This is a genomic window from Bacillus nitroreducens, from assembly GCF_964021195.1.
Genome location: NZ_CAXHYI020000001.1, coordinates 553,172 through 566,057, shown reverse-complemented (window position 1 = coordinate 566,057; position 12,886 = coordinate 553,172). Strand labels below are relative to the sequence as shown.

At 36.5% G+C, this 12,886-nt stretch carries 13 protein-coding genes; 5 read left to right on the top strand and 8 right to left on the bottom strand.

Features of this window, described 5'->3' with window-relative positions; all coding sequences use genetic code 11:
* The first annotated feature begins 181 nt into the window (after positions 1-181).
* Both ACWPVE_RS02795 and ACWPVE_RS02790 read left to right on the top strand, forming a co-directional pair.
* Positions 182-1,366: an exonuclease SbcCD subunit D gene (locus ACWPVE_RS02795; protein ID WP_453990539.1), complete on the top strand. Its 1,185-nt coding sequence runs from the start codon at positions 182-184 to the stop codon at positions 1,364-1,366.
* A complete protein-coding gene (locus ACWPVE_RS02790) occupies positions 1,363-4,749 on the top strand; it encodes an AAA family ATPase (protein WP_453990538.1) in 3,387 nt (1,128 codons plus the stop codon). The genes ACWPVE_RS02795 and ACWPVE_RS02790 overlap by 4 nt, the downstream gene beginning before the upstream one ends.
* A 145-nt stretch (positions 4,750-4,894) precedes the next feature.
* On the opposite strand, the gene ACWPVE_RS02785 is transcribed toward ACWPVE_RS02790, so the two are convergent.
* The 7 genes from ACWPVE_RS02785 to ACWPVE_RS02755 form a co-directional block, all read right to left on the bottom strand.
* Complete coding sequence (locus ACWPVE_RS02785) at positions 4,895-6,247, bottom strand: IS1182 family transposase (RefSeq protein ID WP_453990053.1); 1,353 nt, start codon at positions 6,245-6,247, stop codon at positions 4,895-4,897.
* Positions 6,248-6,559: 312 nt separating this feature from the next.
* Positions 6,560-6,778, bottom strand: coding sequence for a spore germination protein (locus tag ACWPVE_RS02780; protein WP_453990537.1), 219 nt, complete (start codon positions 6,776-6,778; stop codon positions 6,560-6,562).
* A gap of 86 nt (positions 6,779-6,864) precedes the next feature.
* Positions 6,865-7,242 carry a spore germination protein GerPE gene (locus tag ACWPVE_RS02775; RefSeq protein ID WP_453990536.1) on the bottom strand — a complete coding sequence of 126 codons (378 nt, stop codon included), beginning with the start codon at positions 7,240-7,242 and terminating at the stop codon, positions 6,865-6,867.
* 6 nt (positions 7,243-7,248) lie between these two features.
* Complete coding sequence (locus ACWPVE_RS02770) at positions 7,249-7,428, bottom strand: spore gernimation protein GerPD (protein ID WP_453990535.1); 180 nt, start codon at positions 7,426-7,428, stop codon at positions 7,249-7,251.
* On the bottom strand, positions 7,425-8,051 hold the full coding sequence (gene gerPC, locus ACWPVE_RS02765; protein ID WP_453990534.1) for a spore germination protein GerPC: 627 nt from the start codon (positions 8,049-8,051) through the stop codon (positions 7,425-7,427). The genes ACWPVE_RS02770 and gerPC overlap by 4 nt, the downstream gene beginning before the upstream one ends.
* 66 nt (positions 8,052-8,117) lie before the next feature.
* On the bottom strand, positions 8,118-8,336 hold the full coding sequence (locus ACWPVE_RS02760) for a spore germination protein GerPB (RefSeq protein WP_453990533.1): 219 nt from the start codon (positions 8,334-8,336) through the stop codon (positions 8,118-8,120).
* Between the two features lie 13 nt (positions 8,337-8,349).
* Positions 8,350-8,571 (bottom strand): spore germination protein, encoded by a 222-nt coding sequence (locus tag ACWPVE_RS02755; RefSeq protein WP_453990532.1) that lies wholly within the window; start codon positions 8,569-8,571, stop codon positions 8,350-8,352.
* 221 nt (positions 8,572-8,792) lie between these two features.
* On the opposite strand from ACWPVE_RS02755, the gene ACWPVE_RS02750 reads away from it, so the two are divergent.
* Positions 8,793-9,989 carry a DUF418 domain-containing protein gene (locus ACWPVE_RS02750; protein ID WP_453990531.1) on the top strand — a complete coding sequence of 399 codons (1,197 nt, stop codon included), beginning with the start codon at positions 8,793-8,795 and terminating at the stop codon, positions 9,987-9,989.
* Between the two features lie 13 nt (positions 9,990-10,002).
* Here ACWPVE_RS02750 and ACWPVE_RS02745 read toward each other — a convergent pair whose 3' ends face one another.
* On the bottom strand, positions 10,003-10,170 hold the full coding sequence (locus tag ACWPVE_RS02745) for an aspartyl-phosphate phosphatase Spo0E family protein (protein ID WP_453990530.1): 168 nt from the start codon (positions 10,168-10,170) through the stop codon (positions 10,003-10,005).
* Between the two features lie 513 nt (positions 10,171-10,683).
* Here ACWPVE_RS02745 and ACWPVE_RS02740 point away from each other — a divergent pair.
* On the top strand, positions 10,684-11,052 hold the full coding sequence (locus ACWPVE_RS02740) for a YisL family protein (protein ID WP_453990529.1): 369 nt from the start codon (positions 10,684-10,686) through the stop codon (positions 11,050-11,052).
* A 129-nt stretch (positions 11,053-11,181) separates the two neighbouring features.
* A complete protein-coding gene (locus ACWPVE_RS02735) occupies positions 11,182-12,882 on the top strand; it encodes a putative bifunctional diguanylate cyclase/phosphodiesterase (RefSeq protein ID WP_453990528.1) in 1,701 nt (566 codons plus the stop codon).
* The last annotated feature ends 4 nt before the right edge of the window (positions 12,883-12,886 follow it).

Sequence of the window (12,886 nt, the reverse complement as noted above, 5' to 3'; positions counted from 1 at the left end):
AATCGAACTATCGCACGATTCTCAACTAATAGATCGTATAATTGCCATGTGTAAAATCTTGAGATGACATAAAAAAAACAAAATCGCTCCAAAAAAGTTACCAATTAACTCTACCAATCTTATACAACCTCCTATGTTAAAATAATAGTATTGAATTTCGGTTAAGAAAGGGGACTTCCTGATGAGAATTCTTCACACTGCAGACTGGCATTTAGGTCGATCACTTGAGGGAAGAAGTAGATTAACAGAGCAAGCGCAATTTCTGGACGAGCTTGTTAAAATCGTTGAAGAAGAAAAAATAGATGTGGTATTAATGGCTGGAGATGCATTTGATACTGTAAACCCACCAGCAGCTGCTGAGCAATTATTTTATGAAAGTATTTCTCGTCTATCAAACGGGGGAAATCGACCAGTATCGATTATTGCCGGAAACCATGATAATCCAGACAGACTGTCGGCAGCTTCACCACTTGCCCAAGGGCAGGGAATTCAGTTACTTGGACTACCGACTATGGATGTACAGACCATTTATGTTCCTACAACGAATGAAACGCTGAAATTAGCAGCCTTACCATACCCGTCCGAGTCACGATTAGCAGAAGTGTTATCCGATTCACATGAAGAATTATTGCTACGAGATAAATATGATCAACGCATACAAGGTATCTTCCAAGAAATGAGTAAATCCTTTACACCTGAAACAATTAATATGGCAATGAGTCATATTTATGTAACGGGTGGAAGCAGCACCGATTCTGAGCGTCCAATAGAGGTAGGGGGAGCTTATACCGTTGCGGCTACAAGTCTTCCAGAAGCCGCTCAATATGTAGCATTAGGACATTTACATCGTCCTCAAATGGTCTCTCGAGCAAACACAGTAGCCAGATATTCAGGCTCACCTTTAGCCTACAGTTTTTCAGAAGCTGGATATGCAAAGTCTGTGACCATCTTGGATGCAAAACCTGGCCAAGAAATTGAAATGTCTGAGGTGTTTTTATCAAGTGGGAAGCCACTCGTAAGGTGGAAAGCAAAAGATGGGCTAGCACAAGTATACGAATGGCTAGATGAAGGCAAGGACGTAAACGCATGGATTGATTTAGAAATTCATGTCAAGAATGCTCTATCAATTGAAGAGATTCATAGATTACGGAAGCACCATAGTGGACTTATTCACATTCGACCAATATTTGAAGACCTAGAAAAAGAAAAAGCAGCACGGACTTCTACAACGAATACTCCCATCGATGAACTATTTGTACGCTTTTATGAAAAACAAACAGGCGGTGCACAACCAGAACCAGAGCTTACAAAACTATTTTTAGAACTGATTTCTGACGAGGTAGATGAGGAAGGTGAAGAAGCATGAAACCAATTACTCTAACAGTAGCAGGACTTCATAGCTTCCGTGAAAAGCAAACTGTTGATTTTGGTTCCCTTTGTGAGGGGGGCGTTTTTGGGATTTTTGGACCGACAGGAAGTGGGAAATCCTCCATTTTAGATGCGATGACACTTGCCCTTTACGGTAAGGTAGAACGTGCCTCTAATAACACCCATGGTATTCTTAATCATGCAGAAGAACAGCTTCATGTTTCTCTTACATTTGAATTAGAAAACGCAAATGGAGCCAAACGATACATGATAGAGCGAAGTTTCAAACGTCAAGATGACTTGAAACTCAAATCTTCATTGTGCAGAATCATTGAAGTTGGGGAAGAAACTGTTGTTCTTGCTGATAAAATCGGGGAGGTCAATCAAAGTGTTCAGGAATTACTTGGATTAACCATTGACGATTTTACGAGAGCGGTTGTATTGCCACAAGGAAAGTTCGCTGAGTTTTTATCACTTAAAGGTGTCGATCGAAGACAAATGCTACAGCGACTATTTAATCTTGAGCAATATGGGGATAAGCTCAATAAAAAACTTAAGAATAAGGTAACGACAGCAAAAAATGAACTTAACGAAGTAACAGCTGAGCAATCTGGTCTTGGTGATGCATCAAAAGAGGCCATTAAAGCCGCGGAACAAGAATTAAGGGAATCTCAAGTACTTCTCGAAAAACGCCAAAATGAGCTCAATAAGGTCGAAGAGGAATTTGAAAAGTATAAAAATATTTGGCAATGGCAAATAGAGAAGGACAGTCTAACGAAAAAAATATCAGAAATTGAACAAGAGAAACCAAAAATCCTTCAATTAGAAAATAAACTAAAAAACGCGGAAACTGCGTCTCGTATTCTTCCATACCTTGAAGAATATGAAACGGCGATGGAAGAACTTGAAAAGGCAACAAAACTTTATCAATCCATACAGAGCCAATTAGTTATCAAAAAAGAAGAAAATGAAATAAAGGCGAAAGAGTATCATCAGGCCCGTCAAGAAAAGACAGAAAAGTTACCAATTTTTCTAACTAAAAAGCAAAAACTGACAGATGCAAAGGTTGAGCAGGAGAAAGCATTAACCCTTGAAAGAGAAGCTAGTGAACTACAGAAAAAAGTAAATAGCTTACAAGCTCTTGTCCGTGAAAAACAAAATCAAATAGAGGAAATCACAGTATCTATTACGAAGAAATTTGAAAAACAAAAGGAGCGTAAAGCACAGCTTTCGCAGCTAACTGTTTCAGCTGAAGATCGAGATGAACTTCAAAAAGCATACAGCCAGAAACAATCGATTATGTTTACAGATACAAACCTTAAGGAACAAAAAGACGAGCTAGAAAAGAGCCGTGTTCTACTTGAACAAACACAAGAATTGCTTCGTACCAAAAATGATGTACTCGCTCAGGATAAACAAAAATTAGAAGCTATTTTTCTAAAAAATGCTTCCACGTATGAAGCAGTCTGTGAACGAGAAAGGGAAAGTGAAAAGGTAATTAAAGTTGCTGAAACTAAACTATCTACATTAAAGCAAGAACTAGAGGATAATCGTAGGAAAAATCTAGCTAAACAAATTGCGAGCCAGCTTCAAGCGGGCCAACCATGCCCTGTTTGTGGTTCAAGCCATCATCCAAATCCAGTTCGTCACGAGGACCATGGAGAAGAAATTGAAACACAAATTGAAAAACTTACAGATGATATCACAGCAGCTAGAGATATGAAACAAGAGTTTTCTACGTTAAAACTGAAACTTGAGCAGATATCCCATGGCCTAATTCAGGAGTATCCAGGACAAATGAATATCCCTGTCCAAGGTAGTCAGATTCCACTTGAGGATGAAATCAAAGACCTAAACGAAAAACTACAATTCCTTCATGTTGAACAAAAATCATTGCAACAAGATTATTTAAAACTAAAAGAAACAGGTAGAAAAGCAATTCAAAATATAAGAGATTCACTAAAGCAAGTTAGTCAACTTGAACAGATGATGGAAAATAAAAAAAATTCTTTTCAAGAACTACAAGTACGTGTATTAAACCTACATGAAAAATTACAACAACAGTATATGGATTGGAAAACAGCTTTCCCACAACTTGAAATTGATGCGATTGAAGCAAAACTTAAGGTCATTTCAACAAATGATAGATTGGCACAAAGTCTATCAGTTGAGATTGAAAATGATTCTAAGATTCTTGAACAAAAAGAAAAAGAGAAGGATAAATACCAAGATGAGTGTAATAGACTTGAACGTCAGATTGTTGAAATCACTTCAACGTTAAAAGGGAAATGGGAAGCTCTAACCGAAGCGAGAGAAAAATTTGTAAATGAAATAGGGAATAACAATATTGACCAACTTATTGAAGAAACGGAGCAAATGATAAAGCATCTTGAAGAAACGGAAGGCCATGCATACGAAGCGTGGCAACAAATTCAATCAGCATGCCAAAAGTTAGAAAATGAGACGCATGCGGCCCTACAATCACTACAAGATTGGCAGAAACGAAGTGAAAAGGCAACAATTAAGTGGACCGAAGCACTTGAGTCAACCAGTTTTACGCAAATTTCAGATGTGAAGGATTCGATTCTTACTAAGAATGAACTAGAAAACCTTCAACTACAAATTGAGCAATATTGGGATCATTACAAGCAAATTCAAACAGATATACAAAAAATAAATGATTTATTGAAAGATGAAGTACTGAGTCAAAATAAATGGGATGAGATCCAAAAAGTTCGTCAGGAAATGAAAGAGATGTTAAACCAAGCAGTAGAAGCGAAGGGGGCAGCCGTAAAAGCTCTCCAAGTACTGTTAGAAAAACATGAACGTTTCAGTGAACTAGAAGAACGACGCAAGAAACTCGAGAAATTAGTCGAGCAATATCACAAACTGCAATCTGTATTTAAAGGAAATAGCTTCGTAGAATTCATTGCAGAGGAACAGCTTGTTCAAGTGAGCCTCGATGCCACAGAGCGTCTTGGCATTTTAACAAGGCAGCGCTATGCAGTTGAGGTTGATTCACAGGGTGGATTTATTATGAGGGATGATGCAAATGGTGGTGTCAGACGCCCTGTCACTACACTTTCTGGTGGAGAGACCTTTTTAACATCATTGGCATTAGCGTTATCTTTATCCGCACAAATTCAGTTAAGGGGCGAATACCCATTACAATTCTTCTTCTTAGACGAAGGGTTTGGAACATTGGATGCTGATTTACTGGATACAGTTGTGTCCGCACTTGAGAAACTGCATTCCAAGCAGCTAGCAGTAGGCGTTATTAGTCACGTTCAGGAATTACGAGCTAGACTACCAAAGCGTCTCATTGTTGAACCAGCGGAACCATCTGGTAGAGGGACCATAGTTAGATTAGAAACATTATAGAAATTTTAGAAAAAGGCCAGCAATGGCCTTCAGAGTGTAGAGAAAGGGGTATTTTTTCTCTACACTTTTTGTTTTCGGTGGTTTTTGTAGTTGTAAGTTGACATTATTCTTTATCAAAAATCTTGAAAATATCACTCCCAACCATCTAGCCTTGCTTGGCTAGGTGGTTGGCAATCTTTTTCATGTTCTGGCAGGCTGCTGTAAGTAATACCTGCTCACTAGCATTTTTAATTCCCCGTAACCTACAGTAGCGAAGCCCATGCAGCTCTTTTGAGTCTGCGAAGCTTCGCTCTACGGTTTCTTTTCTAAACTTATAAAGAATTTTCCCTTCTGGAGAGAGGCGATTTAGCCTCACCTTATCTTTATGATCTTCCCAAACATGACGAGTAACAACTTTTTGCTTATTCTGGGATCTAGTGCATTGTTCAAGAAGAGGGCAGGTTGAACATTTCTTGGGATCTGACTTGTACTCTCGGTAACCTTCTCTTGTAGTTGAACGATATGTTAGTTCCTCGCTATTTGGACAAACATAAATGTCATTTTCTTTATTATATTTAAACTTCCATTTTGGAAAGAGTCCTTTTGTTGGTTGATACCTTCTATGGGCAATAACTCCAAAGATCTTACGATCTGATAATCCTTTGCAAATCGGATTAGTTAAGTATCCAGAGTCAAGAGCAACAGCTTCCACATTAAAGTTAAATCGTAAGATTTGACGATCTAAACGGCTAAGATATGGTATTGAATCATGGACATTACCTGGAGTTACGAATGCATCAGTTATAATGTTAAACTTCAAATCTGTTGTCCGATGGTCTAAATAACAGAACATCTCTTGCTTATTGTCTCGCGACATAAACCCACTTTCTGGATCTGTGGTACTTACTCTAATCTCTTTTGTTTCTTTCACCTCCTCCTTTTCCTTTAAAGGCTTTTTTCCATGTTCAGCACGATCTTCTTCAATTGCCTTATTTAACTCATTTAAATATTCACGAGTTTCTACTTCAACTTCTTCCCTTGTAAATTTATGTTTATTCGCATTAGCTTTGAGATGAGTGGAGTCCGTAAATAAGACTCTTCCGCCAACCATTTTGTGATTCATTGCAAGAAGAACAATTTCATCAAAGATTTCTTGGAAGATGTCTGTATCTTTAAAACGCTTATGGCGATTCCAGCTTATTGTGGAATGATGTGGTACAGGATCTTTAAATCTGAGACCTAAAAACCAACGATATGCGACATTAAGTTTTATCTCTTGTTCAAGTTGTCTTTCGGAACGGATACCATAAAAATATCCAATAAACATCATTTTAAAAAGAACAAGAGGGTCGATCGAAGGTCGACCATTATCTTCAGAGTAGTAAGGTTTTACTCTCTCAATTATAAAAGAAAAATCTATGTATTTATCTATTTTTCGTAACAGATGGTTATCTGGAACAAGCTCGTCAATTGATACAAATTCAATTTCATTTTGTGTATTTTCCCTAGTATTTAACACAATATCACCAACCCTAATTTATTAACTATATTATAACATATTAATGCGGTGAATTAGTAAAGTGTATCAAAAGAATAAAGGCTGTCGAGACTTTCTCGACAGCCTGAAGGCCAGCAATGGCCTTTTTTCTGTTTAACGTAATTAACTAGTCACGTTAGGACTAACCTACTCAATAAAAATGTGATTGAGCTAGATCATCTCATCTTGTACTTGTCGTACTTCTACACGAATTACTGAAATAGACGTTTGCTAAAAGGACTGGAAGTGAGTTGATGTTTTTTATTTCAATTTCTCATGCTAAATCATTTTTTACTATGCATTCTTTTTGATGAGTTGATCTGCAAAATCTTCATCATTTGTATTCGTCGAATTCAAGCCATTATTGGTACAGATAAAATCACCTGTATTAAACGAACCTGATCCCGAATAAGTTTTCGCTGACTCCTTAGGTGAAACATAGAAGGAGTCCCCAAAATTTATTACTCCACCGCCAACATTGATTATTTTAATAGGTCCAACAACTGAGGGCATATTCTTTCATCCTTTTAAACAACTTATTTAAAGTACCTTCTCTCATACTATTACTTTATGAAAAAAATGAAGAATTCGTTACCTGCTTACGTTTTCGATTGCTGATCAAGTAATTTACGGATATGTTTCACTTTTGATTCAGTATGAATAGTCTCCGTTGAACCAATTTGCATAACACCAGCTGACGAAACCCCATCAATTCGTATGGAATTCACTTTTATAATGGGATTTTGATTGAATATCCTCATGTTTATTGATTCCGTCACTTCTACTTTGGGAAGGTCCCTTGAAAAAATAGGGAATTGTGAAAAGTCTCCTTCATTTGTAAAAAACAAAGGAACTTCCCGTTGAACCGCAAGTGCACTGGAGATAGGCTTGATTTTCATTGAATCTCCAATTTCTAGGATGCTGCTAAACGATAGGGAGTTCACTTTAATGAAATCGACAACTGAAATTCTTTTCATATCCCATCATCCTTGCGGGGCAAGTGGGACATATGGACCGATAATAAGAGATTCAGGTGGTGTATCAAAGGCTGAAGCCAATGAGATCGTCTTCGCGTCCCCAATAATAAACACAGATGACGTAGATACACCGACAATATCGATATGTCCAACATGGATTTCTTTATTGACTACAGTAAAGTTCATGAATCCTGCTCCTCCTTCATAGTTTTTGGGAAGTTAGTAAGATACGCGTCTATGGAATTTTGAATATCCGTTTTTATTCTGGCTACCGTAGTTTGGTATATATCGAGTTGCCGTGTTGGGTCTTGGAGTTCAGCTTGCTTTTGTTCTAGATAAAAAATGATCCGGTCGACGATTTGTTTACGGATATCATCCAAAATAAACTGGACATGTTCATCTGGAAGTGATGTCCTTTTCTGTTCTAACATGTTCTGGATATATGATGAACATTCATTATTTAAGTATGCGTCTACTTCATCATGTATTTCCTGAATAAAATCTTTATGAGTATGTCGAATGTCTGGAATATTCATCTTATTTTGTGAAACTGCAAAATCTTCAATTTGTTCACCGTTCACTGGATTCAATCCAATATTTAATGTCCCTTCCAATGTTTCGACCTTTAGTTGATCAAATTTATATTCAATCCTGTCAATATGTGTTTTTGGGGTATTCTTCATTTCATTTATTTCACTTTGTATGTTCATGAGTATTTTTTCTAATTGTGAAATGCGTTGGTTTTGCTGTTCAATATAAGAATAGAGACTCCGAATATAAGGGGAAAGATCATAAGGATATGAGTACAAAAGCATTCACCCTTTCCAAACATAAGATAATGTACCTTATGCATAAAAGGAGTAATGGGTGAATGCCTATGATTGAGTGGGAGCTACCAACGGGACAGCAGGTGCCTCTACTGGGGGAGTCTCTTCTTCAAATTCTGGGGCAGGTTCAGTAAATCCTCCTGTATTATAGAGATGAGAAGCGGGTTTAATAAGTCCTGCACTCCCAATCTGTAAAACAGATGAATTGCTAACACTACCGACTCGCAAAGTATGAATACAAATACTTTGATTGATATAAAAGTTCATTAGATCACCCTCCTCATGCATTCCCAATAACTACACTGTCAATGCTATCTGTATCATAAGTGTTTGTTACACTTTGATTATTATAGATTCGAAGCCCATCTCCAGTATTAAACGAACCTGCACCTGCAAATGTCTTTGCTGTACTGGATGGGGAAATTTGAAAAACATCTCCAATATTCATTACACTGCTATTCCCAATGCTATTTACTTTTACGGCTCCTACAATTGCTGGCATACTATACACCCTTTTATAATCCGAATTTGATAAATTACGAATAGAGACATGAATTGGTTTGAATAATAACAGTTTTTTTATTCTATGTAATTTGCCCAGTAAATGTGATTTTGACATATAACTGCGGGTGGTTGATGTATGTTTTTTTAATAAATTTCCTAGTGTTTCCAAATTGTTTCTCTTATAATCGAATATAGGTAAAAATGTGAGGAGTTGTCATAATGAGTAATGAACGTTTAACACCTGTCATGGGAGCAGAACGGATTCACTCCATTGATGTTATAAGGGGACTTGCGATCTTAGGTATTTTCCTTGTGAACATGCCTTCGTTTTTTTCCCCTGTACTATACTTAAATCCGCAAGAGTGGTGGAGCGGTGAAATCAATCAATGGACAAATAAATTTATTGACATATTTGCCCAAGCAAGCTTTTACACCTTGTTTTCATTTCTTTTCGGCTTTGGTATGATCATGTTTAAAGAAAGGGCGGTTGCGAAAGGATATTCATTTGCACCATTAATTACAAGGAGATTGATTGTGCTACTGCTTCTTGGATGCTTACATGCATTTTTCGTATGGCATGGAGATATTTTAATAACGTATGCCATAGTCGGAACTATTTTGCTCTTATTCCATAAGGCTAAGCCAATTACGCTTTTAATTTGGGCATTAGTTCTTATTTTTGTACCAAACATCCTCATCGGCGGACTTATGCTGATAGCTGTTATGTTTGAGCCAAATTTAAATTCTGTCTTATACAATGAACAGCTTGCTTTAAAATCGGCTGAAGTGTATGCAAATGGTGGGTTCTGGGAAATTACAATTCAAAGATTCCAAGATTGGTATTATGCTAATAACGTAACAAGTATCTTTGCTTTAATTATTACACTATTACCAATGTTCTTGTTAGGTGCTTTTATCGCAAAGAAAAAATGGTTTGAAGGCCGTGACGAGGATATAAAAAAAGTGAAAATTCTTTGGCTGATATCATTTCTAATCGGCGTTCCTATGAAACTGCTACCTTATTACACAGCAAAAAATCCTGCGACGGATTACTTGCAGGATACGATTGGTGGCCCAGGAACTGCCATTTTCTACGCAACCTCAGTAGTACTGTTAATGAGGCTTCCATTTTGGAAAAAGTTGTTAACGCCACTAACATTTGTAGGTAGACTATCGTTAAGTAATTATTTATTTCAATCAATCGTTTGTACCTTATTGTTTTATGGATACGGGATCGGATTATATGGAAAGGTCCAGCCATTTGAAGGGTTTCTTCTTACCGTAGGAATTTTCATTGTTCAAATTGTATTAAGTTATTTTTGGTTAAAAAAATTCAGATTCGGTCCATTCGAATGGATGTGGAGAACCTTAACATATGCTCAGAAGGTAGATATACGTAAAAAGGCTATTCGTTAAGCGAATAGCCTTTTTAATTGACCATTTTAAGTTTTCTTTCTTTCGACTTTTGGTATGTATTCAATAAATGGTCTAATTCCTGACTACACTTTACTGTTTCCCAAGCAGTAAAGCCATGCCGATTTGCTAATGAAGTCATTTTTCGGCGCTTTAATTCAATTGCAATTCTTAACATGAACATTTTCATTTCTCCATTTTTTTATAGTACAAAAAAATAAGTGCCCTCATACAAAAGTAGTATATACAGAGCTTGTACTTTTATTATACCTGCCTTTACAGGGATTAAAACAACTTCGCTAAAACCTCTAATAAAGTTACAAAAACATACAAAGTTCTACAAAATTAGTAAAGATGGAATAGAGTTTGTTTGGTTAGACTACATATATCAACGTAACAAAAACAAGAGGAGATCATGAGGTTTTTAAGTCAGAAAGAAATGGTATTTAAAGTAAACATAATCGGCTGGACTAGGAAACAGGCTTGATCCACTACGATCCTTAAAAGGTGGAGATGTCACGGAAATTCTATAAGGACTTTGAAACAAGACAGAATAAAGTAGAAGAGACTTTACTGTCACAAAAGAGACATATTTACTATGCCCATAGTGAAAAAGAATTGGTACAACCTTTTTATTTTTTTCCCAAACATGCTATGATATTCCATGAATGAAAAGATATAAAGGAGGAAGTAGTTCATGACAGTGAATACTCATGCACATATTACTTCTTGGGCAGTTGCTATTATCCTGTTTGTTGTAGCAGCAACTATTTTGAATAAGGCAGGAAAAGAAAAGGCGCAAAAAATTGTTAAAATGATTTTACGTTTATTTTATTTATTCGTTTTAGCGACAGGCTTCCTACTGTTATTTGGTGGAGTGCAAATTGACGGCGAATACATAGGAAAAGCAATTCTAGGTATTTTAACAATTGGTTTTATGGAAATGATCTTAGCACGTTCTAGTAAGGGAAAACCAAATGGACTATTTTGGGCATTATTAATCATTGTGTTAGTCTTAACCATAGCATTGGGGATGAGACTTCCACTAGGTATTTGGGGTTCTTAATCCTTATGTGAAAAAAGCTACCAGTTATGGTGGCTTTTTCTTTTTTTCTATGTTTTTCGACAAGAATCTATGCTATCTTATGGATAGGTATACATACTTCATGAGCGAAAAAGAGTGGTGAATCTCATTATGAGAACCTATAGTATAGTTTGTAATAACGTGAATGATATTGAAGAGGTTGTAGAGCAACATCATCTTACTGCAGAAAATAATGTACTAATCCAAATTTTTACTGACTATATAGAAACACAATTTTTGAAAGTAGTTGTAAAAAGATTAAAAGAAAAGATTCCGCATGCAACAATGCTCGAAACGTTGCCTGGGAACAAACTACAGAATAAAACAAGTGCAACAAATAGTGTAGTGATTACATTTACTGTTTTCACTGAACCCGAACTAAAGTCTGCTATTCTTTCAATACCAGAAACGAAAGGGAAACAGGCGTTATTAGCGTTATCAGAGTCGATGCACAAATCCTTAAAAGAAATAGAGGATTATTTTGAGAAAAAGGCAGAGGAAAAAGCAGCGTACTTAGCCTATTTTGATTCAGCGACAGGTTTATCCAATCGCTTGCATTTTACAAAACAGGTAAATGATTTTGTTGAAAAAATGTCAAAGAAAAAGAAGAATAACAAACTATCTATCTTTTTTATTGATTTAGACCGTTTCAAAATCATTAATGATACTGTTGGACATTACGCGGGTGATATTATCCTCAAGGAGGTAGCAAACCGGATTGAAGAGCTACTCTCCAACAACAGCTTTCTTGCGAGATTTAGTGGAGATAAGTTTACCATTTTAGTAACAGATGATGTTGAAGTTGAAAGAATAGCAGACCTTGGTCAAAAAATATTGCATGTAATTTCCAAGCCCATTATGTATGAGGCTCGGGAGTTTTTTCTAACGGGAAGCATTGGAGCAAGTTTATTCCCAGACGATGGCATGACAACTGAGTTATTATTCAAACATGCGGATACTGCTATGAACCTTGCGAAAAAGCAAGGTGGGAACAAGATGAAATTTTACTCTACAGAGATGAATCAACAAGTTTTGTATCAATTGGAGCTTGAAGGCTATTTAAGAAGAGCCCTTGGAAAGCGTGAATTTCATTTGTGTTTTCAACCTTTAATCGATTTATCGAGTGGCGAAATCTATGGGACTGAGGCTCTGATAAGATGGGAACATCCTAAACTAGGACTTGTGTCACCAGGTGAATTCATACCACTTGCTGAAGAAACGGGCCTGATCCATGAGATAGGGAAATGGGTGTTGAAAAAAGCATGTCAGGAAAATAAACGATGGCATGACATGGGGTATGATCATCTAACGATTTCAGTTAATGTTTCTGCGAACCAGTTCCAACAACTGAGTTTTATAAATGAAGTGAAAGAAGTGTTAGTAGAGACAGGTCTCCCACCACAATATTTAACGCTAGAGCTTACCGAAAGCGTAATGCTACGGAATGTTACCCATAGTGTTTGTGTAATGAAAGAATTACAAAAACTAGGTGTTAAGGTATCGATAGATGATTTTGGTACAGGTTATTCATCTCTGGGGTATTTAAAAGATTTGCCTATTAATAATCTGAAAATTGATAGAACCTTCATTAATAATCTTAAAGTCAATACATCAGATATTGCCATTGTAAAGGCTATTATTACGATGGGACACGGACTAGCTGTAAAAGTAGTCGCTGAAGGCGTTGAAACCGATGAACAAATTGCATTACTTAAGGAACTTCAGTGCCATTATGCGCAAGGATTTTATATTGATAGGCCGATGAAGAGTGAAGAGTTTGAAAAGGGATTAGAAAAACTTAAAGTAATGTGAAAAT